The organism is Azospirillum sp. Sh1 (assembly GCF_008365135.1).
In the GTDB taxonomy this organism is placed as follows: Bacteria; Pseudomonadota; Alphaproteobacteria; order Azospirillales; family Azospirillaceae; genus Azospirillum; species Azospirillum oryzae.
Map to the genome: position 1 here is coordinate 1 of NZ_VTTK01000051.1, position 21,980 is coordinate 21,980.

Below are 21,980 nucleotides of genomic sequence, written 5' to 3' on the forward strand. Positions count from 1 at the left end.
TGGCTGTGTCTGCCGTGCAGCTGCAATCCATTCAAAAATCCCGGACAGCAGTGCGCCTTCGCGGGAATGACGGCCGAGTTCCGTGATCCGCTGGTTTCCAGCCCCCCGATCACCCCACCGAACTGGCGAACAGGAAGTTCTCCGCCGTCAGGCTGTTGCGGTCGACGCCCATCAGCTTGATGGAGTTGAATGTACCGAGTTCGATCGACATGTCGGCACCGCTCTGCGCCGAGTGGGTCAGCACGTCGTTCAGGCTGGAGAAGCCGGAGATGCTGCGGAGGTCGATCACATCGCCGCCGGTGCCGGCCTGGAAGTCGCCGATGCAGTCCCAGCCGTCGCCGGGATTCTGGACGAAGGTGTCCCGTCCGGCGCCGCCGACCATGTAGTCGTTGCCGCCATTGCCGGTGATGGTGTCGTTGCCGCTGCCGCCGGCCAGGAATTCGCCGGCCGAGGTGCCGGTGATGGTCTGGCCCGGAGTGCCGCCCGTGGAACCGCCCGTGCCGCCCCCCGTGGAACCGCCAACCGTCGCGAAGGAGAAGTTGGCGGCGGTCAGGCTGCTGCGGGTGACGTTGGCCAGGATGGCGCTGTTGCCGTTGTCGAACCGGACGACGGTGTTGGCACCGTCCTGAACGGTGACGGCCATGACCGAGGCGAAATCCTTCAGCCCGCTCCAGCCGGCGACATTCAGCACGTCGCCGCCGCTGCCGGCCTGGAAGTCGCCGATGTAATCCCAGCCGTCGCCCGGCTTGAAGACGAAGGTGTCGCTGCCGGCACCGCCGACCATGTAGTCGTTGCCGGCGTTGCTGATGATGGTGTCGTTGCCGCTGCCGCCGGCCAGATAGTCGCGGGCGTCGGTGCCGGTCAGGGTCAGCCCGGCCGTCCCCCCCGTACCGCCACCGGTGCCGCCACCGGTATCGCCGCCGCCGGTGGAGCCGCCGGAGCCGGCCTGCCCAAGCGTGATGGTGTTGCCCGACAGGCTGATGTCCGATGCGGCAAAGCTGCCGGCGATGCGCAGGGTCATGTCGGACCCGGCGGTCTGGTCGAGCCCGACATGGACCAGGGTGACGCCGTTCACCGTCTCCGCCTGGACCTGCCCGGCCTGCAGCGCGCTGCCGGTGCCGGACCCGACGCTGCCGGACAGCGACGCCCCGGCGATGGCGAAGGCGTCGCCGGTCACCGCACCGGTGATGCTGGTGAAACCGTTGGCCTGGGCCGCCGTCATCATCACCGTATGGCGCTTGCTGCCGGTCAGGGCCAGCGTTTCGACGCTGGTCAGCGTCATGCCGCTGATGTCGATCTTCGGCGAGGCGACGTCGGTGTAATATTCCAGATCGTAGCCGTTGTAGCTGGTCAGGTTGTCGGACCGCAGTTCCAGCGTGTCGGTGCCGGTGCCGCCGTCGAAGCTGACGGTGCCGGCGTCATACTGGCTGACCACGATGTAGCGGTCGTTGCCGCCCTCGCCATAGAGGGTGTCGGCCTGGGTCTGGGCGTAGCTCCCGGAACTGACGATGCCGGCCAGGATGGTGTCGTCGCCGTCGCCGCCATGGATGGTGTCGCGTTCCCAGTCGCCCTTCATCAGGTCGTTGCCGGCATCGCCATAGAGCAGGTCGGCACCGCCGCCGCCGGCCATCGTGTCGTTGCCGATGCCGCCGTGAAGCTCGTCATTGTCGGCGCGGCCGTACATCAGGTCGGTGCCGCCGCCGCCGAAGATGGTGTCGTTGCCGTCGCCAGCCTCCAACGTGTCGTTGCCGGCCCCGCCATACTCGACGTCGTTGCCGCCATGGCCCCAGAACCACACCGCGCTGTCGCCGGCGGTCAGGCTGTCGGCATATTCGGAGCCGACCCAGCGCTGGATGTCGACGAAGGTATCGCCGGCCGCCTCGCCGGTGTTGTTGGCGCCGTTGGTCAGGTCCAGGGTGATGCCGGTGGTGGCGTTCTCGTAGGTGACGATGGTGAAGCCGTTGCCGCCGACATAATGGTCGCCGCCCAGCCCGCCGTTCAGCGTGTCGCCGGCCGACTGGCCGCTGTTGCCGCCGCCGACCAGCGTGTCGTTGCCGATGCCGCCGATCAGGCTGTCGTTGCCGGTGCCGCCGACGATGCTGTCGTTGCCGGCCAGCCCATTGATGGTGTTGCCGCCATTGTCGCCGATCAGCGTGTCGTTGCCGCTGGTCGCCGTGCCGCTGTAGGCCAGAGTATGCGGCCAGGCCTCCGCCCCCGCGAACGGGCGGGCCGCCAGGATCGGGCCGGTCACGACGTCGAGATCCCACGAACCGCCCTGGTCGGCATGGCCCACCGGATGGCTGGCGGCGGCGACGCGGGCGCCGGTGACGGCGGCCAGACGCTCGACGAAGCGGCGGCCGTTGCCGCCGGCGCCGACGTCGCAGGCATGGATCAGGATCTCGCAGCCGGACGCATCGGGCCAGCGGCGGTCGAACAGGGCGCTGGTGTCGAGCGGCGTCGCCCCCAGCTTCACCACACCCGGCGCGCCATGGGCGATCAGGTGGACCGCGTTGGCTCCCGTCGCCGATGCCGTTTCCAATGCCTCGACAAGCAGGGCGACGGCGTCCTCGTCGGCGGTAACCCGGACCACCGTCATGTCCGGCGCGTGCGGGCCGATCAGCGTATCGATGTCGGACAGACCGGCGTCGGCAAGAATGATCCCGTGCATGAAAGCCCCTTTCTGGGGAGTAGTTGGAAATCGTTTTGCTGGTCTGTGATGTACGGGATCATGTCCACAGAACAACGTCCAATAAGCCGATCATTCCTTGGGAAGCATCGGCCCCGGCTGGGCGACCTTTTTCTCTCCGGAAGCGCAAGCAGTACAGTCGCTATCGATTTCGACGCCATCCGGCTGGTCCAGCCTGTTGCGGCGGCTTGCCACTCTTTTTCCCGAACTGGGGAGTCTCCTGCTCAATTACCTCCAATTCGGGATAGGTGCGGCCCGATGCACAAAAAAATTGGGCCACCGGGAGGATCCCGATGGCCCAGTCCAGGAGAGAAGTCGTTCAGGAGACCCTGAACCCGCTCCCTCTCAATGCATCAGCATGCGCGGCAGCCACAGTGAGAAGGCCGGGACATAGGTGACCAGCAGCAGCGCCACGAACAGCGCCCCGTAGAAGGGCGTGATGGAGCGCATCACCTCGCCCACCGACACGCCGCCGATGGCGCAGCCGATGAACTGGGTGGTGCCGACCGGCGGGGTGTTCAGGCCAAGGGCACAGTTGATCAGCATGACGATGCCGAACTGCACCGGGTCCATTCCGTACTGCATGGCGATCGGCAGGAAGATCGGCGTGCAGATCAGGATGGTGCTGGCCATGTCCATGAAGGTGCCCAGCAGGAACAGGATGATGTTGATCAGCAGGAAGATCATCAGCGGATTGGTCGACACGCCGGCCAGAAGCTCGCCGGTCATGTCCGCCACCTCATAGAGACCCATGAGGTACTGGAACATCGTCGACACGCCGATCAGCAGCAGCACCACGCCGGTGGTCTTCACCGTCTTGGCGGCGGCGGCCAGGAACTTCTCCCAGTTCAGCGTGCGGTAGACGAATGTGGTCAGCAGCAGCGCGTAGATCACGGCCACCGAGGCCGACTCGGTCGCGGTGAACACGCCGGTGGTGATGCCGGCCAGGATGATGACGACGATCAGCAGGCCCGGCAGGGCGGCGGCGAAGGAATGCGCCAGGATGTCCCAGCCGGGGAAGGTCCCCTTGGGATAGCCGCGCTTGACCGCGACATAGTAGGCCGCACCCAGGTTGCACACCATCAGCAGCAGCGCCGGCATCAGGCCCGCGGCGATCAGCGCCCCGATGGACGCCTTTCCGCCGGCTGCCAGCGCATAGATGATCATGTTGTGGCTGGTCGGCATCAGCGCGCCGACGAGTGCCGCATGGGTGGTGACGTTGACCGCATAGTCGGCGTGGTAGCCTTCCCGCTTCATCATCGGGATCATCACGGCGCCCATGGCCGACACGTCGGCGACCGGCGATCCGGCGACGCCGCCGAACAGCGTGCAGGCGACGACGTTGGACATGCCCAGGCCGCCGCGGATATGGCCGACCATGCTCTTGGCCGCGGCGACGATCTTGTCGGCGACGCCGCCGTGCAGCATCAACTCGCCCGAGAAGACGAAGAAGGGAATGGCCAGGAACGAGAAGACGTTCATGCCCGACATCATCTGCTGGAAGACCACCGCGACGGGCAGGCCTTCATAGAGGATGGTGCAGAGCGCCGACAGGCCGATGGCGAAGGCGACCGGAATGCCGAGGATGAGGAAGCCGAAGAAGGTGATGGACAGGATGGTCAGTTCCATGACGGCTTGACCTCCTCGCCGCGCACGATGGCGACGATATGCTCGATGGAAAACAGGACAATCAGCACCCCCGACAGCACCAGCGGCACGTAGCGCACGGCTTCGGAGATATGAAGGTTCGGAATGGTGTAGGAGGCGACCGAGCTGCCCAGGATCCAGCCGTTGTAGGCCATGCAGCCGCCGAAGATGCCGACCAAGGCATAGATCAGGACGTCCATCTTGCGCCGCGCGCTGTCCGACAGCATCACCAGCAGCGACTCCAGACCGATATGGCCGGCATCGCGGACGCCGACGGCGGCGCCGATCAGCGTGACGTAGAGCACCAGCACGATGGCAAGGCTTTCCGCCCAGGTCGGCGAGCTGTTCAGCACGTAGCGGCCGAACACCTGGTAGAAGACGACGCAAACGATCATCATCAGGCCGATGATGGCGACATACATGCCGGTCTTGGCCAGCACCGCATTCATGCGGGTCAACCAGCCGGCCGCATGCGGCGGGCTGACGTCCATTGCTTGCAGCTCGATATCCATGCTGCGGCTCCCCTCGGATGGCGCGGCCCGTCCCACCCGGGACGAAGCCGCAAGCCACCCCTTCTTGGCGTTACCGAAAAGTCGTCACTTGGTTTCCTGGACGCGCTGGACGAGGCTCTGCAGCTTCGGCGTGTTCGCGAACTGGGCGTAGACCGGCTTCATCGCGTCGATGAATTCCTGCTTGTTCGTCACCTCGACGATCTGGGCTCCGGCCTGGGTGACGATCTCCTTGGACTTCAGCTCGCGCTCGTCCCACAGCTTGCGCATGTAGGGCACGGAGTCCTTGGCGGCCTTGCGGATCGTGGCCTGATCGTCCTTCGACAGGCGGTCCCAGGCGACCTTGGAGAAGACCAGCACTTCCGGCGCCATCGCGTGTTCGGTCAGGGTGAAGTACTTGGCCGCCTCGAAGTGGCGCGAGGATTCATAGGACGGGTAGTTGTTCTCGGCGGCGTCGACGATGCCGGTCTTCAGCGCGGTGTAGACCTCGCCGAAGGGCATCGGCGTGGCGTTGGCGCCCAGCGCCTGGATCATGGCGACGAACAGGTCCGACTGCTGGACGCGGATCTTGGCGCCCTTCATGTCGGCCAGCGTCTTGTAGGGCTTGGCGGCCGAATACATGCTGCGCGAGCCGCTGTCGTAGAAGGCCAGACCGACCATGCCCTGGCTTTCCATCGCCGCCAGGATTTCATCACCGATCGGGCCGTCCAGGACGCGGCGCATGTGGCCGGTGTCGCGGAAGATGAACGGCAGCGCGGTGACCATCGTCTCCGGCACCACATTGTTCAGCGGCGCCACGTTGATGCGCATCATCTCCAGCGCACCGATCTTCAACTGCTCGATGGTGTCCTTCTCGGTCCCCAGGGCACCGTTCGGAAACACCTTGATGCCCAGCTTGCCGTTGCTGCGCTCGGCCACCAGCTTGCCGACATAGCGCACCGCCTCGACGGTCGGGTAGTCGGTCGGGTGGATGTCGGCGGATCGGAAGTCGCGCGCATCGGCCGGCGCCGACAGCATGGGAGCGGCCAGGATGCCGCAGATCGCACAGGCGGTCAGCATCGCAGTGCGGATCGAAGTCAGACCAAACTTCATTAGGATCTCCTCCTGATTACGGAGCCGGAGCCTTAGGCGATCCGGCCTCTTTTGTTCTGGTGTTTCCGGTTTACCTGGCAGGCGGCGGACCGCCCGCACGTGACTGGACGAATTGGGGACCGGCGGCAGGCGGAGAATGGGTGAGAAGCCATTGCGACGCCCGGCTTTCGCAGCGCTGCGATCGGACCATGCGACCGGGAAGTCGCACTTGGCCGCCACCGGCCCTGCCCTCGCCCCCATCCATATCCAGCCCCCGCTTGGCTGCGGCGCCTTGTTCTCGTCGCTTAAGATATTAGTATATCAATCTGCGCGCAACCCTGAAAGTTCAAAGCGGCAACTACCATTTGGACTTTAACTCAATCGGATTGGCGGCGAGAGGGGCAATGTAAGCGCGGAAACGCTGTTTCAGACAGCGCACGGATTGCCGCAGGGGGATGGCGCGACATTCCGCCTCAGCTCTCGCCGCAGCCATTTCCCCCACCCGCCCGAAGGCGGCGCCTGAACGCGGCGCCCGGAGCCCCCCTTGGCCGATCAGGCGTGACCGTTCACCAGGGGCCACACCTCCATGCCGCCGCGGTAGATCATGTGCAGGGCGACGTAGAGGATGATGGAAAGACCGACATAGGCCAGCCAGCGGTGCTTGTGCAGGACTCGGGCGATGACGCTGGCGGCGAGGCCCATCAGGGCGATGGACAGCGTCAGGCCGATGACCAGCACACCCAGATGCTCGCGCGCCGCACCGGCGACGGCCAGAACATTGTCGAGCGACATCGACACGTCGGCGACCACGATCTGCCAGACCGCCTGACCCAGGGTCTTCCGCGGCCCGGAGGCTTCGGCCCCGCCATCGTCCTCCAGCGCCTCGACCGCCTCGTCCTCCTCATGGGACTGCCGCAGTTCGCGCCACATCTTCCAGCAGACCCACAGCAGCAGCACACCGCCGGCCAGCAGCAGCCCGATGATCTGGAGAAGCTGGGTGGTGACCGCCGCGAAGGCGATGCGCAGCACGGTGGCGGCCAGGATGCCGATCAGGATTGCCTTGCCGCGTTGTTCCCGCGGCAATCCGGCGGCGGCCAGACCGATGACGATGGCGTTGTCGCCGGCCAGCACCAGGTCGATCATGATGACCTGGAGCAGCGCAAAGAGCGCCTCTGTGGTGAATAGTTCCGTCATTTGGGCACAAGTCCTCGCATCACGATCAGTGTCGGAGGAGAGGCCGCGCGGGAGTCTGCTGACCGGTCGGGCCGCGCCGAAGGCGTCGGACGGAAAGCCCCCGGTCAGGGGCACGAGGCGCGGGCCGCTCCTTGTCTTCCCAGTCCGACATCGCAACCGGTGACGGTTGCCAGAGGGGCCCGGCCTGGTTCTGGCGCTTTACGCCAAAGTGGTGGATTCCGCAAGGCCGCGCTTGCGACCTCCGGAATCGCGATGGGGAATGACGATCAGGAAGTGCCGACCTCCATGCTTCTGCCGCTGCCGGACGCCTCCAGCATCGCCTCGATCAGCCGGTGCACCTTCAGCGCTTCGCGCCCGTCCACCCGCGGCCGGCGTCCTTCGTCCAGCGCGTCGAGAAAATCGGACAGCACCGCGCGGTGATGCTGGTGGGAGAAGGCCATCGGGTCGGCCCCGCCGCCCAGCGTGGCGCCGTCCGCGCCGGCGGTGATGCGCTCGCCATTGACCAGTTGCACCTCCAGACGGTCGCCGGCCAGAACGGCGGAGCCATCGGACCCTGCGATCTCGATCCGCTCCGGATAGCCCGGATAGACGGCGGTGGTGGCATTCACGGTCGCCAGCATGCCGTTGCCGTAGCGCAGGGCCATGGCAACCACATCCTCCGTGTCCATGTCCGATTTGCGCAGGACGCTGGTGGCGGCAAATCCCGCAACCCGGTCCGGCAGGCCGAGCAGGCTGACGAAGGCGTCCAGCGTGTGGATCGCCTGGGTCAGCAGCACGCCGCCGCCGTCGCGCGCCTTCATCCCCCGGCCGGGCTGGGCGTAATAGGCGGCGTCGCGCCACCAGCGCACCGAAACCGCCGCCGTCAGCGGCCGGCCCAGCGCGCCGTCGCGCATCAGCCCGGCCAGCCGTTCCACCGACGCCCGGAAGCGGTGCTGCAGCATGACGCCCAGCGTCAGCCCGGCCGCCTCCATCGCGGAGACCACCGCCCGCGCCCCTTCCGGGGTGGCGTCCAGCGGCTTTTCCAGCAGCACATGCTTGCCGGCGGCGGCGCAGCGCGCCACCAGTTCGGCATGGGTGTCGGGCGGGGTCAGCAGCAGGACGGCCGACAGCGCCGGATCCTCCAGCAGCGCCTCCAGCCGGTCGACCACCGGCAGACCGTGGCGGGCGGCGAAGGCGGCGCGGCGGTCTGCCGACGGGCTGAAGCAGCCCGCCACCTCCACCCGGCCGGCCAGATCGATCAGGCTCTGCGCATGCGGGGCCGACGCCATGCCCAACCCGATGACGCCGACGCGGCGGCGGACCTTGCTCATCATCAGGGTGCTCCATCGGGAAGGGCGGCCCCGTCGGTCAGGCTGCCGGAGAAATAGAGCGGGGCGGCGTTGCGCACGTCGTCCACCGTGATCTGCAGATTGTCGAGATGGCGGATCAGGCTCCGTTCCGCTCGGTCGGGGTCGTGGCCGGCGATGGCCTCGACGATGGCCTCATGCTCGGCGATCACCGTGCGCATGCGGCCGGGAACCGGCAGAGTCAGGCGGCGGCAGCGGTCGAGCTGGACCTTGGCCTGCTGGATGATGCCCCAGAAGCCGGGATAGCCCGCCATCTCGGTGATCTGGGCGTGGAAAGCCTCGTCGGCCTGATGGAAGCCGTCGGCGTCGCCCTCCGCATCGACTTCGCGCTGCTGTTCCAGGCAGGCATGCAATGCTGCGATCTGGCTGCGGGTGGCCCGTTCGGCGGCGAAGCGAACGGTCGCCCGCTCCAGCACCTTGCGGATCACGCCGGCTTCCGGCAGGGCGCCCAAGGGTATGCGGGCGACGAAGGTGCCGGACTGCGGGAAGATCTCGATCAGCCCCTCGTCCGCCAGCCGCAGCACCGCCTCGCGCACCGGCGTGCGGCTGACGCCATAGGCCTCGGCGATCTGTTTCTCGGCGATGGGTTCGCCCGGCTTGCGTTTCAGCGACACGATCTCCGCCCGCAGGTCGCGGTGGATGGCATCGGCGGCGGTCGGACCGCGCCGCATGTCCCGGCGTGCCGGCGGGCGGCTCAGGAGCGGTGCGGCCTTGGCCGACAAGGTCGGCGGGGGGGCCGCGATGGAACCGGTTTTGGCCGGCGGGTTGCCCGATGGCATGGCGTCCAGCCTCCTCAGAAGCACATGCCTCAGAATACTAATATATCAGATGGAACGGCAAGCAATTTCGCTCGTGATGCGTCCGTCCATGGGTGTGACAAAGGCGCCCTCATTCCCGCCATGGCTGTGGGGAAGTGAAATGACAGAGCATAAGTACCAAAAGCAGCTTCTCGGGCGTCATCCCCGCGAAGGCGGGGATCCAGAGTTTCCAGTGCGATGGCTTGCAAAGTCTGGATTCCCGCCTTCGCGGGAATGACCGTCGAAATCGTAATGTTTCGATTGCGGTTTGAGCCAACGTCAATGCATCGATACCGCGCCAAAACCCATAACCGGCACGGAAAGCCCCTACAGCCCCGCCGCCAGCCGCGTCCCCTGGGCGATGGCGCGCTTGGCGTCCAGTTCCGCCGCCACGTCGGCGCCGCCGATCAGGTGGACGGCGATGCCGGCGGCTTCCAGCGGGGCGTGCAGCTCGCGCAGCGGCTCCTGCCCGGTGCACAGCACGATGGTATCGACCGCCAGCGTCTGCACCTTCTCACGCTTCTCACCGAAGCTGACGGTCAGCCCCTCGTCGTCGATGCGCTCGTAGTTCACACCGGACAGCGCCTTGATGTTCTTCATCTTCAACTGCGCCCGATGGATCCAGCCGGTGGTCTTGCCCAGTCCCGCGCCGGGCTTGGTCGCCTTGCGCTGGAGCAGCACGATCTCGCGCGCCGGCGGCGTCAGATGAGGGCGGATTCCGGCGACGCCGCCGCGCGCCTCGGCCGGATCGGCCACCCCCCATTCGGCGCGCCACTGCGCCGGGTCGAGGCTGGGCGACGGTTCCTCCTGCGCCAGGAATTCGCTGACGTCGAAGCCGATGCCGCCGGCCCCCACCACCGCGACGCGCCGGCCGACCGGCTTGGCGCCGCGCAGCACGTCGACATAGGTCAGCACCTTGGGGTGGTCCTGGCCGGGGATCTTCGGGTCGCGCGGCGCCACCCCGGTCGCCAGCACCACCTCGTCGAATCCCGCACCGGTCAAGTCGTCGGCCGTCACCCGCCGCCCCAGATGCAGCGCCACGCCCGTCTCCGCCAGCCGGTTGCGGAAATAACGCAGGGTCTCGTGGAACTCCTCCTTGCCGGGGATCCGCTTGGCCATGTTGAACTGGCCGCCGATCTCGTCGGCCGCGTCGAACAGATGCACCTCATGCCCGCGCTCCGCCGCCGTGGTGGCGCAGGCGAGGCCGGCCGGGCCGGCGCCGACCACGGCGACGCGCTTGCGCTTTGCGGCGGGGGCGATCACCAGCTCCGTCTCGTGGCAGGCGCGCGGGTTGACCAGACAGCTCGCCGTCTTGCCGGAGAAGATGTGGTCCAGACAGGCCTGGTTGCAGGCGATGCAGGTGTTGATCGCCTCCGGCCGGCCCGCCGCCGCCTTGGCGACCAAATCCGGATCGGCCAGGAAGGGCCGCGCCATCGACACCATGTCGGCCAGCCCCTCGCCGATCACCGCGTCGCCGACCTCGGGCGTGTTGATGCGGTTGGTGGTGCAGAGCGGGATCGATATCCCCCGATCCGACAGGGCTCCCTTCAGCTTCCCCGTCACCCAGGCGAAGTTGGCGCGCGGCACGCTGGTGGCGATGGTCGGCACCCGCGCCTCGTGCCAGCCGATGCCGGTGTTGATGATGGTGGCCCCGGCCGCCTCGATGGCCTGGGCAAGTTGCACGACCTCCTCCCAATTGCTGCCGTCGGGGATCAGGTCCAGCATCGACAGGCGGTAGATGATGATGAAGTCGCGCCCGACCGCCTCGCGCATGCGCGACACGATCTCCACCGGGAAGCGCATGCGGTTCTCGTAAGCGCCGCCCCATTTGTCGGTGCGCTGGTTGGTGTGGGTCACCAGGAACTGGTTGATGAGGTAGCCTTCCGACCCCATCACCTCCACCCCGTCATAGCCGGCCTCGCGCGCCAGTTCGGCGCAGCGGACATAGGCGCGGATCTGGCGCTCCACGCCCCGCGCGGTCAGGGCGCGCGGGGTGAAGGGGGTGATCGGCGACTTGATGCGCGACGGCGCCACCGACAGCGGGCTGTAGGCATAGCGGCCGGCATGCAGGATCTGCAGCGCGATCTTGCCGTCTTCGGCATGCACCGCGTCGGTGATGACCCGGTGCGCCCGCGCCGCGCCATGCCGCGCCAGGGTGGAGCCGAAGGGCGACAGCCAGCCCTCCACATTCGGCGAGAAGCCGCCGGTCACCATCAGCCCGACCCCGCCGCGCGCCCGCTCGGCGAAATAGGCGGCCAGCCGCGGGAAATGGCGGCGCCGGTCCTCCAGCCCGGTGTGCATCGACCCCATCAGCACCCGGTTCTTCAGCACCGTGAAGCCGAGATCGAGCGGGGCCAGCAGATGCGGATAGGGCTGGGAGCCGGGCATGGTCACGGGGCGCTTCCTCCGGTTATGGAACCCGCGCTTCTTGCGGCGCCGGGCAGACCGATCATGGATACGGATGATTGATGTCGCGAAGCCTAGTTCAGGTTGACGTATGCGTCAATCAAGTTCCGTGACCGCCCTCGACGCGATCGTTCGCGCACCCCGCTTTCCGCTGTGTGAAAAAGCCGTCCGGCGAACTGGCTCAAGGGCCTGCGCGGCGGTCAATCTCCCTTCCCAAGGGCCGCCCCTCCATCCGCGGCGGCCAATTCGCGTAACCGGGAGTTCGGTCATGGTGCAATTCGCCGCCAACCTGACGATGCTCTACAACGAGCGTCCCTTTCTCGACCGATTCGCCGCGGCGGCCGATGCCGGCTTCCGTGGGGTCGAGTACCTGTTTCCCTATGATTTCCCCGCCGACGCGCTGGCCGAGAAGCTGCGCCAGCATGGGCTGACCCAGGTCCTGCACAATCTGCCGGCCGGCAACTGGGGCGGCGGCGAGCGCGGCATCGCCATCATGCCCGACCGCGTCCAGGAATTCCGCGACGGCGTCGCCCGCGCCATCGACTATGCCGGCACGCTGGGCTGCAAACAGGTCAACTGCCTCGTCGGCATCCTGCCGCAAGGCGCCGACGCCGCCGCGGCCGAAAGCACGCTGGCCGGCAACCTCGCCTATGCCGCCGACGCGCTGGCCGGCGCCGGGATCAAGCTGCTGATCGAGCCGATCAACACCCGCGACATCCCCGGCTTCTACCTGACCCGCACGAAACAGGCGCTGGACCTGATCGACAAGGTCGGCTCCGGCAATCTGTACGTGCAGTACGACATCTACCACATGCAGATCATGGAAGGCGATCTGGCCCGCACGATCGAGGCCAACCTCGCCCGCATCGCCCATGTCCAGCTGGCCGACAACCCCGGCCGCTTCGAACCGGGCACCGGCGAGATCAATTATCCCTTCCTGTTCAAGCATCTGGACGCCATCGGCTACAGCGGCTGGGTCGGCTGCGAATACAAGCCGAAGACGACGACGGACGAGGGGCTCGGCTGGTTCGCCCCCTACAGGACCGAACCGGCGACCGCCTGAAGCACCCTCATCCATTCAAAGAGAAGGACTACCGTCATGAAGGTCGGATTCATCGGTCTCGGCATCATGGGCACCCCGATGGCGGGGCACCTGCTGGACGCCGGTCACACGCTCTATGTCCACGACATCAAGCCGGTCCCGGATGAGCTGACGTCAAAGGGCGCCATCCCCTGCCCGAGCGGCCAGGAGGTCGCGGCGGCGGCCGAGGTCATCATCACCATGGTGCCGGACACCCCCCATGTCGGCGCCGCCCTGTTCGGTGAGAACGGCGTCGCCGCCGGCCTGTCGGCGGGCAAGATCGTGGTGGACATGTCCTCGATCTCGCCGATCGAGACCAAGGAATATGCCAAGCGCATCAATGACCTGGGCTGCGCCTATCTCGACGCGCCGGTGTCGGGCGGCGAGGTCGGCGCCAAGGCCGCCTCGCTGACCATCATGGTCGGCGGCCCGCAGGAGGCCTTCGACACGGTCAAGCCGCTGTTCGACAAGATGGGCAAGAACGTCACCCTGGTCGGCGGCAACGGCGACGGCCAGACCACCAAGGTCGCCAACCAGATCATCGTCGCGCTCACCATCGAGGCGGTGGCCGAGGCCCTGCTGTTCGCGTCGAAGGCCGGCGCCGATCCGGCCAAGGTCCGTCAGGCGCTGATGGGCGGCTTCGCCTCCTCCCGCATCCTGGAGGTCCATGGCGAGCGGATGATCAACCGCAACTTCAACCCCGGCTTCCGCATCGAGCTGCACCAGAAGGACCTGAACCTGGCGCTGAACGGCGCCAAGGCGCTGAACCTGTCGCTGCCGCACACCGCCAGCTGCCAGCAGCTGTTCAACGCCTGCGCCGCGCAGGGCGGCTCGGCCTGGGACCATTCCGGCATGCTCCGCGCGCTGGAACTGCTGGCCGGGCATGAGGTCGGGTCGAAGTGAGGTTCGGCGCCGGGTTGCCCCCTCCCTTCCCATGCTGCGCATGGGCCCCTTCCCTCCCCCGCTTCGCGGGAGAGGGTGGATTCCCATAACGGCGGCAGTCCCCTCTCCCGCGAAGCGGGGGAGGGTTAGGGAGGGGGCAACCGGCGCCACCCCCCAACACCACCCCACCCAAACCATTGGCCCACCCCTCATTTGTGTGCATTCTACCCGCCCCGCTCCCGACGCGACCATGAGCACCGCCATGACGACCACCGACGCCCTGCTCCACGACCTGTTCCAGGCGGCCCTCACCGCGGTGACCGCCGAGACCCGGCTGCCGGCGGCCCTGCCGCAGCCGCCGAAGGGCCGCACGGTGGTCATTGGCGCCGGCAAGGCGGCGGCGGCCATGGCGAAGACGGTGGAGGACCATTGGCCGGGGCCGCTGACCGGTCTCGTCGTCACCCGCTACGACCATGATCTGCCGACCGAGCGGATCGAGGTGGTGCAGGCCAGCCACCCGGTGCCCGACGCCGCCGGGCAGGAGGCCGCCCGCCGCATCGTCGACATGGTGCAGGGGCTGACCGCCGACGACCTCGTGCTCTGCCTGATCTCCGGCGGCGGCTCCGCCCTGCTGGCCCTGCCGGCGCCCGGCATCACGCTGGAGGACAAGCGCGCCGTCGCCAAGGCGCTGCTGAAAAGCGGCGCCGACATCGGCGAGATGAACTGCGTGCGCAAGCATCTGTCGGCGGTGAAGGGCGGCCGTCTCGCCGCCATGGCCCATCCGGCCCGCGTCGTCTCGCTGCTGGTCTCCGACGTGCCGGGCGACGATCCGTCGGTGATCGCCAGCGGCCCGACCGTGCCCGACCCGACCAGCTTCGCCGACGCCCGCGCCATCCTGGCCAAGTACAACATCACCCCGCCGCCCGCCGTCGCCGCCTTCCTGGAAGCCGCGGAGGACGAGACGCCGAAGCCCGGCGATCCGCGGCTGTCCGGCGCCGAGACCACCATCATCGCCACCCCGCAGGACGCGCTGGAAGCGGCGGCGGCCCTCGCCCGCGACCGCGGCTATACCCCCGTCATCCTCGGCGACGCCATCGAGGGCGAATCGCGCGAGGTCGCCAAGGTCCATGCCGGCATCGCCCGGCAGGTCGCCCGCCACGGCCAGCCGGCTCCGGTGCCCGCCGTGATCCTGTCCGGCGGCGAGACCACGGTGACGGTGCGCGGCCAGGGCCGCGGCGGCCGCAACGTCGAATTCCTGCTGGCGCTGGCGGTGGCGCTCGACGGCCAGCCCGGCATCTGGGCCGCCGCCTTCGACACCGACGGCATCGACGGGACGGAGGACAATGCCGGCGCCATCCTGCGTCCCGACACGCTGGCCCGTGCGGAGGAGATGGGCCTCGACGCCAAGGCCTTCCTCGCCGACAACGACGGCTACAGCTTCTTCAAGGCGCTGGGCGATCTGGTCGTCACCGGCCCGACCCGCACCAACGTCAACGATTTCCGGGTGATCGTCATCGACCGGACATGATCGACCGCAGCTGACGGCGGGGCGGTCTACAGCGAAAAGGTCGCCACCACCGGCGCGTGGTAGCTGACCGGCGAGGGCTCGTCGGCATGATCGACCTCGTCGGTCAGATCCTCGTTGTGGATGGCGATGTCGCGCAGCCGCTCGGTCAGGCGCGGCGAGGTCATCAGATGGTCCAGCAGCACCGCCGTGCCGGCATGCAGCACGGTGTAGCGCCGCTCCTCCGGGATCGCCTCCTCCAACGGCTCCAGCACGCGGCCGGCCAGTTCGGGATTGCCGGTGAAGTCGGAGGCGGCGCGGATGATGCGGACGGCGGTCTGCTCCAGGTCGGCGTTGCAGTCACCCGCCACCACGATCAGCGCGTCGGGATCGGCGTCGAACAGCCGGTCCACCGCCATCCGCGTCTCCAGCGCCTGACCCGCCCGCTTGATCGAAGCGAGATAGAAGCCCTCGGCCCAGCCGGACGCCGTCTTCCAGGTCTGGGCGCTGGTCTTCTGCCCCGGCACCGGCGCGGCGATGGGGGCGCGCAGATGCAGGTCGAAGACATGCAGGATGCGGCCGTCCGGCATCTCCACCTCGGCATGCAGCAGCGGCCGATCCCAGCCGACCTCCGTCTCCGTGTCCGCCGCCGGGTCGGCGGTGGCGAGGCGCACGCGGGCCGGCGGCACCAGATGATGGCGCAGCAGCCGCGCCGCTCGGATCGGCCAGCGGCTGACGATCACCGGGTTGTGGCGGTCGGCCGGCGACGGGCCATCGCCGGCGGTGACGTGGTAACCGGCATAGCGCGTGCCCTCCAGCAGGCGGGACAGCGCGCGCAGGGTCCGCGGCTCGCTCTTCACCGGATGCTGGGCGTCGACCTCCTGCAGGCAGAGGATGTCGGCCTCCAGCCGCTCCAGCTGCGGGCGCAGCGTGGCGATCCGCGCCTCGAAGGGCGGCTCGTCGGCATCGTCGTCCAGGTTTTCCAGGTTGAAGGTGGCGATCCGGAACAGCGTGTCGGCCATGACGGGCTCCGCGGAAGGACGGCGGGTGTCGGCGGCGCAGCCCACAGCTGGCGAAACACCGCCGGTCGAGCTTATCAGAACAGCTCGACGTCGCCTTCGATCCGCGATTTGCGCAGATGCTCGATGTAGGACGATTCGTTGCGGGCGATGTCGTGCAGAGTCTCGTCGCCGATCAGCCGGCGCTGGCTGCGCCCGGTGGTGGGGAAGAAGCGCACGGCACGCGGGCTGGCGCCGCCGACGTCCCAGCTGACGGTGGGAATGCCCTCCGTCGCCAGATACTCCATCACGAATTCGACGTTGCGCTGGCCGATGTTGGCGGTGCGCAGCGTGGTCAGGTTGACGTTGGCCCCGCCGAACAGCTTGGCGCGCAGCCGGTCGCGCCGGCCGGTGACCTTCAGCAGCCGGTTGATCAGCTGCTCCATCGCCGTGGCGCCGTAGCGCGAGGACAGCGACAGCGTATCGCTGCCGGCGTCGGGCAGCAGGAAATGGTTCATCCCGCCGATCTCCGCCACCGGATCATACAGGCAGGCGGCGACGCAGGAGCCCAGCGTGGTGGTGATGACGACGTTCGGGTCGTCGGTGACGACGCAGCCGCCAACGACGATGTTGACGACCTCCGCCCCCAGCCGCCGGTCATGATAGCGGTTGGCGGCGACGTCCTGACGTTCCAGCCGGCGGCGCAGGACGTTGCGCGCGGCAGAGGTGCAGGAACGGTCTGTCATCATCGGGTCTGGGGTTCTCTCTGCCGGGTGTGCACGGATATGGGGCGGCCGGGACGGCGATCAATCCGTTGCAGGCCGCTTGAGGCCGATTCAACTTTGATCTGCATTTTAGCGAAGGCGCCATCTTCCCTCCTATGACTTATGTCAGTCAATAGGTGGAAACCCACCGCTCCAGAATCTCGCCCTGCAACCGGCGGGCACCGGCGGCCCAGGCGCGCGCCTCCGCCGGCGTCGCGGTCACCCGGCGGTCGAGCGCGGCATCCATCGCCGCGCGGCGCGCCGGATCGGCGATGAACAGGACGAATCCCAGCCTCCGGCCGCTGGCCGCCGTCAGCAGCCCGGCCAGCCCCTTGACGTAGGCCAGCGTGCCCGATTTGGCATGGACGCCGGGGGGCAGCGCCTTGCCGTCCTCCTCCCCCGGCAGCAGGTCCCACAGGGCTGGTCCGCCGGCCCGCAGCAGCGCCGCCATCTGCCGCGGCGTGGCGCGCGACCCGGTGCCCAGCCCGGAATGGTTGGCCAGCCGCAGGCCGCTCCAGTTCACCGCTCCGACCGGCTGCCGCGTCAGCCAACGCTGCAGCAGCCCCGCCGACCGGTCCAGGGTGGTGGCAGACGGATCCAGCCGGCGCGACGCGGCCAGTCCGATCACTTCCGCCGACAGGTTGTTGGAATGGCGCAGCAGGCCGCGCGCCAGTTCCGCCAGCGGCAGGCTGTCCAGCACCGCCAGAGCAGCTGCCCCGGATGCCGCCCCACCCGCCGCCCGGCCGACGACGGGCACCGGCAGGGCGATGCCGGCATCGGCGGCCAGCCGGCGGAACAGCATGGCGGCGGCCAGCCCCGGCCGCGCCACCGGCACCCAGGCGCCCCCCGCCTCGCCGGAGGAGGGCGGCGCCATCAGCCAGCGGTCCACCCCGTCCGGCAGCAGCGGAAAGCCTCCGCCCACCGCCATCGGCCGGACCGTGACGCTGTCCAGCGGCAGCCGCCCGGCATCGGCCACCGTCAGCGCGTCCGGCCCGGCAGGAGTGCCGCCGCGCCGCCAGTTCAGCAGGGCGCGGTTGTAGTTCAGCGACAGCGCCCCGACCCCGGTGTTGTAGGGCGCGGCCCAGGGCTGTCCGGAATCGATCTCCGCCAGTTCCGGCAGCAGCGTGGTGTCGTACAGGAATCTCCCTTCCACCTGCCGCACTCCGGCGCCGCCAAGCGCGCCCAACAGCTGCAGCAGCCCTTCGGTCGCCAGGGCCGGATCGCCGCCCCCCTGCAGGATCAGGTCGCCGCGCAGCACCCCGCCCTCCAGCGGCCCGGTGCCCAGCAGGCGGGTGGCGAAGCGGTGGTCCGGCCCCAGCAGCGCCAGCGCCGCCGCCACCGTCGGCAGCTTCGCCACCGATGCCGGGATGAAGGCGGTGTCCGCCGCCCGCTCCTCCAGCGCCCGGCCGCTGTCGGGATCGAACAGGAAATATCCGACCGAACCACTTTCTAAACCATTGGTGGTTCTTGACGATCCTGCCGCCCAGGCCCCGCCACCCGGCAGGGCCAACGCCCCGAGCGCGCCCCCGAACAGTCCGAGGAACGGGCGGCGGCCCAGCGATGGCCGGGGTGACGGCAGGGACGGGTTGGGGTCCGAATGGAAACTTGCGGTCAAGGTCCGGGTCTTTCCGCTTCTGATGTTAAGGTTCATAAAGTATTTTGGTGAAAAATCGCTGGAAATAGCGGATGGGGACGTAGCCGGACACCATGCCGGATCGGGCATGGCCAAGGGGGGACGCTATGGCGATGTCCAAACGGCGCGAAGCGCGCTTCGAGGTGGTGGTCGAACAGGGCGGCAAGCCCAACATCGACGGCGTCTTCGACGACGAGAAGTCGGCGACGGAACGTGCCAACTTCCTGTTGCGGCTTGCCAAGTTCCCGGTGGTGCGCGTGGTGAAGGTCACCGGCACCGGACGGGAGGAGACGATCTTCCAGAAGACCTCCTCCGGCGGCGCCAAGCTGACGACCATTTCGCCGATCGACAGCGCCAACCTCTGCACCGACGTGCTGCAGGTCTTCTCCTTCGACAGCCGGATGACCCTGCTGCGATTGCTGCGCGGTTACTGGGACGACCAGGGCGTCATTCCGTCGGAGCAGCTGCACCGCTACTATCCGTTGCGCTACTTCGAGCGCGAGGCGCTGCTGTTCAACCCTTCGATCAGCCGGCTCGCCACCCTCCAGGCGCCGATGCTGGGGGTGAAGCCGCATGAGCGCTACGACCAGCTCAGCCGTCTGTTCACCGCGCTGAAGGACCTCGCCCAGAAATCGGACACGCTGGCCCCTTTCGACCAGGCGCTGATGCGCGGCGGGGTTTCCGGCCTGCTGCTGGCCGCCGTCGACCGCCCGGTTGAGGAGCGCGACCGCATCGTCACCCATGCCTTCGGCACCCTGCTGGAACCGCACCGCGAATGGGGGGCCAAGCTGTCCGCCGTCCTGCGCCTGCACAATGAGGAGGACGGCGAGAGCACCCGGCTGGTCGACGAATTCGCGGCGGAGATCACCGACGGGCGGGAGCCGATCCGCGCCCTGATCGGCTATTCGCCCGACCTCGCCTCCGCCATCCTGGCGCTGCTGGCGGCGCTGCGCGGCGACCTCGACGACCGGCTGCCCCACACCGAACCGCTTCTGGCCCTGTCCAACACGCTGGCCTCCGACGGGACGGGGCTCGGTTTCGCCCGAACCCGCGAGGCGCTGCTGCATCGCATCCGCGGCGGGCTGGACGGGCTGACCCCGCTGACCCGCACCGGGGCGGCCAGCGACGCCCGCGCCTTCTCCGCCATCGTCGACGGCATGATCGCCTTCGACGGCTACATGGGCGGCCCGGCCATGGCGGAATCGCTGACCCGCCGCGGCAAGACCGTGTGGGCGGCCGGCGGCAGCGACCTGCCCTTCGAAGAGACGATGACGCGGCTGGCCGGCCGCTTCAACACGGCGGCGGGGCGGCTCGGCTACCTGCTCGACCTCGGCGCCAGCCCCTACGGCCACAAGAAGATCAGCGTCGTCATCCAGCGCGTCGCCGACGAGTTCAACCGGGTCAAGACCGCGGCGGAACTGGCCGCCCCCGGCGCCTCCATCCAGGAGGTGCGCGAGGGGCTGGGCCGCCGCCTGCGTGCCGCCGGCATCCCGCGGGCGCTGGCCGACGGGCTGATCGCCAAGATTGCCACCATTCCCGACGACCGGCGCGTGTCGGTGACCGGCAGCGGCGTTGTGGCGGGTCAGCGCCTGGCAGCCCGGCCGACGGACATGACCGTCGACATGCAGGCTCCGCCGACGCCGGCCCCCCGCCTGACGCTCAGCTACCAGGGCCGGACGGTGGCCCTGCGCGATGCGGGCGAAGACGTCGTGATCGGCCGTTCCGCCGACTGCGGGATCGTGCTGGACCATGCCTCCGCCTCGCGCCGGCATGCGGTGGTGCGGCTGCGCGACGGCGCCTTCACGCTGGAGGATCTCAGCCGCAACGGCACCCGTCTGGTGCCGCAGGACGGCGAACAGCGGCTGCTGAAGCTGGGCGACGTGGCGCCGCTGTCCGGCCGGGGGGAGATCGTCATCGGCTCCCTTGACCTCGGCGAACATCCGGCGCGCATCGCCTGGGATCTGTCGGGACGCTGAAAGGCCGCTCAGTCGCCGGCGCAGGCTTCGGCCGCCAGTCCGGCTTCGCCCGCCCGGTTCGCAGTCATCCGGCTCGCTGTCATCCGGTCATCCAGCATCGCCACCGCCCACACCGCCAGACCGCCCAGCGCCAGTGCGGCACCGACCCAGCCGGTGGAGGTCCAGCCCCAGCCCGCCGCGATCGCCATGCCGCCCAGCCAGGGGCCAAGCGCGTTGGCGGCGTTGAAGGCGCTGTGGTTCAGCGCGGCGGCCAGCGTCTGCGCATCCTCCGCCACATCCATCAGCCGGGCCTGCAAAGGCGTGCCCAGCCCGCCGCCGCAACCGATCATGAAGACGACCACCGACACCAGCCAGACATTGCCGGCGGCGAAGGGATAAAGCGCCAGCGACCCGGCGCTCCACAGCAGGATGAAGGCGACGGTCGGCATCAGGGCGCGGTCGGCGGCCCAGGCGCTGACCAGCGTGCCGACGGTCATGCCGGCGCCGAACACCGCCAGCACCACCGGCACCACCGCCGGCGACACCTGCGTCACCTCCATCAGGGTCGAGGCGACATAGGTGTAGACCGCGAACATGCCGCCGAAGCCGATGGCGCCGATGCCCAGCGTCAGCCAGACCTGCCGCCGCTTCAGCGCCCCCAGTTCCCGCAACGGGCTCGACTCCGGGTGCGGCCGGTCCTTCGGCGCGTAGATCGAGACCAGCAGCACCGTCAGCAGGGCGAGCAGCCCGACGACGCCGAAGCCCCAGCGCCAGCCCAGCGCCTGTCCGATCCAGTTGGCCATCGGCACGCCGACGACGGTGGCCACCGTCAGCCCCAGCATGGTCCGCGCCACCGCCTGCGCCCGGCGCTGCGGCGGCACCAGGGAGGCGGCGACCAGGGCCGCGACGCCGAAATAGGCGCCGTGCGGCAGTCCGCTCAGGAAGCGGAAGACCAGCATCCAGCCGTAGGAGGGCGAAAAGGCGCTCGCCACGTTGGCGGCGGCGAAGACCGCCATCAGCCCGATCAGCAGGGTCCGCCGCGCGACCCGCGCCGCCAGCACCGCGATCACCGGCGCGCCCACCACCACGCCCAGCGCATAGGCGCTGATGACGTGGCCGGCGGTCGGCTCGTCGATGCCCAGGCCCTGGGCGAAATAGGGCAGCAGGCTCATCGTCGCGAATTCGGTCGTTCCGATGGCGAAACCGCCCATGGCGAGCGCCAGCAGCACCAGCCCGGGATGGGCCGGGGCCAGCTGTGCCCCGGCACGCATGTCGCCGTTATGGCCGGCAGAAGCCATGATCGTTACTCCGCTGTCGCGCAGGATGGGGACGGGAAAGGCCCGGCGGCAGGGAGGGACGGAAAGCAACCGGGACGAGGTCAGGATATTTGCCGGACCCCCGATGAGGCAATCCGCCGCAGGCCGTCATTTCCGCAGGTGCGAAATGAGCGGCGGGCATGGCTGACGGCCGGTTCGTCCCGGCGAAGCGGCCCGTCCGGGCCGCCCGG

General features: G+C 68.7%; 16 protein-coding genes. 4 read left to right on the plus strand and 12 right to left on the minus strand.

What is annotated here, in order from left to right; translation table 11 throughout:
* Positions 1-109 precede the first annotated feature (109 nt).
* The 8 genes from FZ029_RS30035 to FZ029_RS30070 form a co-directional block, all read right to left on the minus strand.
* Positions 110-2,668 (minus strand): DUF4347 domain-containing protein, encoded by a 2,559-nt coding sequence (locus FZ029_RS30035; RefSeq protein ID WP_149273579.1) that lies wholly within the window; start codon positions 2,666-2,668, stop codon positions 110-112.
* A 363-nt stretch (positions 2,669-3,031) separates the two neighbouring features.
* Positions 3,032-4,315: a TRAP transporter large permease gene (locus tag FZ029_RS30040; RefSeq protein ID WP_149273581.1), complete on the minus strand. Its 1,284-nt coding sequence runs from the start codon at positions 4,313-4,315 to the stop codon at positions 3,032-3,034.
* Positions 4,306-4,845: a TRAP transporter small permease gene (locus FZ029_RS30045; protein WP_149201099.1), complete on the minus strand. Its 540-nt coding sequence runs from the start codon at positions 4,843-4,845 to the stop codon at positions 4,306-4,308. The genes FZ029_RS30040 and FZ029_RS30045 overlap by 10 nt, the downstream gene beginning before the upstream one ends.
* 84 nt (positions 4,846-4,929) lie before the next feature.
* Positions 4,930-5,934, minus strand: coding sequence for a TRAP transporter substrate-binding protein (locus tag FZ029_RS30050; RefSeq protein WP_149273583.1), 1,005 nt, complete (start codon positions 5,932-5,934; stop codon positions 4,930-4,932).
* Between the two features lie 531 nt (positions 5,935-6,465).
* The gene (locus FZ029_RS30055; protein WP_149273584.1) at positions 6,466-7,107 is read right to left on the minus strand and encodes a TerC family protein; all 642 of its coding nucleotides are present in this window, start codon (positions 7,105-7,107) and stop codon (positions 6,466-6,468) included.
* Between the two features lie 266 nt (positions 7,108-7,373).
* Positions 7,374-8,420: a Gfo/Idh/MocA family oxidoreductase gene (locus tag FZ029_RS30060; RefSeq protein ID WP_211104256.1), complete on the minus strand. Its 1,047-nt coding sequence runs from the start codon at positions 8,418-8,420 to the stop codon at positions 7,374-7,376.
* Positions 8,420-9,232 carry a GntR family transcriptional regulator gene (locus FZ029_RS30065; protein WP_149273586.1) on the minus strand — a complete coding sequence of 271 codons (813 nt, stop codon included), beginning with the start codon at positions 9,230-9,232 and terminating at the stop codon, positions 8,420-8,422. The genes FZ029_RS30060 and FZ029_RS30065 overlap by 1 nt, the downstream gene beginning before the upstream one ends.
* A 345-nt stretch (positions 9,233-9,577) precedes the next feature.
* Entirely contained in the window at positions 9,578-11,638 is a 2,061-nt protein-coding gene (locus tag FZ029_RS30070; RefSeq protein WP_149273615.1) for an NADPH-dependent 2,4-dienoyl-CoA reductase, read from the minus strand.
* A 286-nt stretch (positions 11,639-11,924) separates the two neighbouring features.
* On the opposite strand from FZ029_RS30070, the gene hyi reads away from it, so the two are divergent.
* The 3 genes from hyi to FZ029_RS30085 all read left to right on the plus strand — a co-directional run bounded on the left by hyi (position 11,925) and on the right by FZ029_RS30085 (position 15,147).
* Entirely contained in the window at positions 11,925-12,719 is a 795-nt protein-coding gene (gene hyi / locus FZ029_RS30075) for a hydroxypyruvate isomerase (protein ID WP_149273588.1), read from the plus strand.
* 36 nt (positions 12,720-12,755) lie between these two features.
* Positions 12,756-13,640 carry a 2-hydroxy-3-oxopropionate reductase gene (glxR, locus tag FZ029_RS30080; RefSeq protein ID WP_149273590.1) on the plus strand — a complete coding sequence of 295 codons (885 nt, stop codon included), beginning with the start codon at positions 12,756-12,758 and terminating at the stop codon, positions 13,638-13,640.
* Positions 13,641-13,881: 241 nt separating this feature from the next.
* On the plus strand, positions 13,882-15,147 hold the full coding sequence (locus FZ029_RS30085) for a glycerate kinase (RefSeq protein WP_149273591.1): 1,266 nt from the start codon (positions 13,882-13,884) through the stop codon (positions 15,145-15,147).
* 26 nt (positions 15,148-15,173) lie between these two features.
* On the opposite strand, the gene FZ029_RS30090 is transcribed toward FZ029_RS30085, so the two are convergent.
* The 3 genes from FZ029_RS30090 to FZ029_RS30100 form a co-directional block, all read right to left on the minus strand.
* Entirely contained in the window at positions 15,174-16,145 is a 972-nt protein-coding gene (locus FZ029_RS30090) for an endonuclease/exonuclease/phosphatase family protein (protein WP_149273593.1), read from the minus strand.
* A 74-nt stretch (positions 16,146-16,219) separates the two neighbouring features.
* Entirely contained in the window at positions 16,220-16,870 is a 651-nt protein-coding gene (locus tag FZ029_RS30095) for a chemotaxis protein (protein ID WP_149273595.1), read from the minus strand.
* Between the two features lie 145 nt (positions 16,871-17,015).
* Positions 17,016-18,500, minus strand: coding sequence for a D-alanyl-D-alanine carboxypeptidase (locus FZ029_RS30100; RefSeq protein WP_247892571.1), 1,485 nt, complete (start codon positions 18,498-18,500; stop codon positions 17,016-17,018).
* A 125-nt stretch (positions 18,501-18,625) separates the two neighbouring features.
* On the opposite strand from FZ029_RS30100, the gene FZ029_RS30105 reads away from it, so the two are divergent.
* Entirely contained in the window at positions 18,626-20,494 is a 1,869-nt protein-coding gene (locus tag FZ029_RS30105) for an FHA domain-containing protein (protein ID WP_149273599.1), read from the plus strand.
* 8 nt (positions 20,495-20,502) lie between these two features.
* On the opposite strand, the gene FZ029_RS30110 is transcribed toward FZ029_RS30105, so the two are convergent.
* Complete coding sequence (locus tag FZ029_RS30110) at positions 20,503-21,771, minus strand: MFS transporter (protein ID WP_188052119.1); 1,269 nt, start codon at positions 21,769-21,771, stop codon at positions 20,503-20,505.
* Positions 21,772-21,980 lie beyond the last annotated feature (209 nt).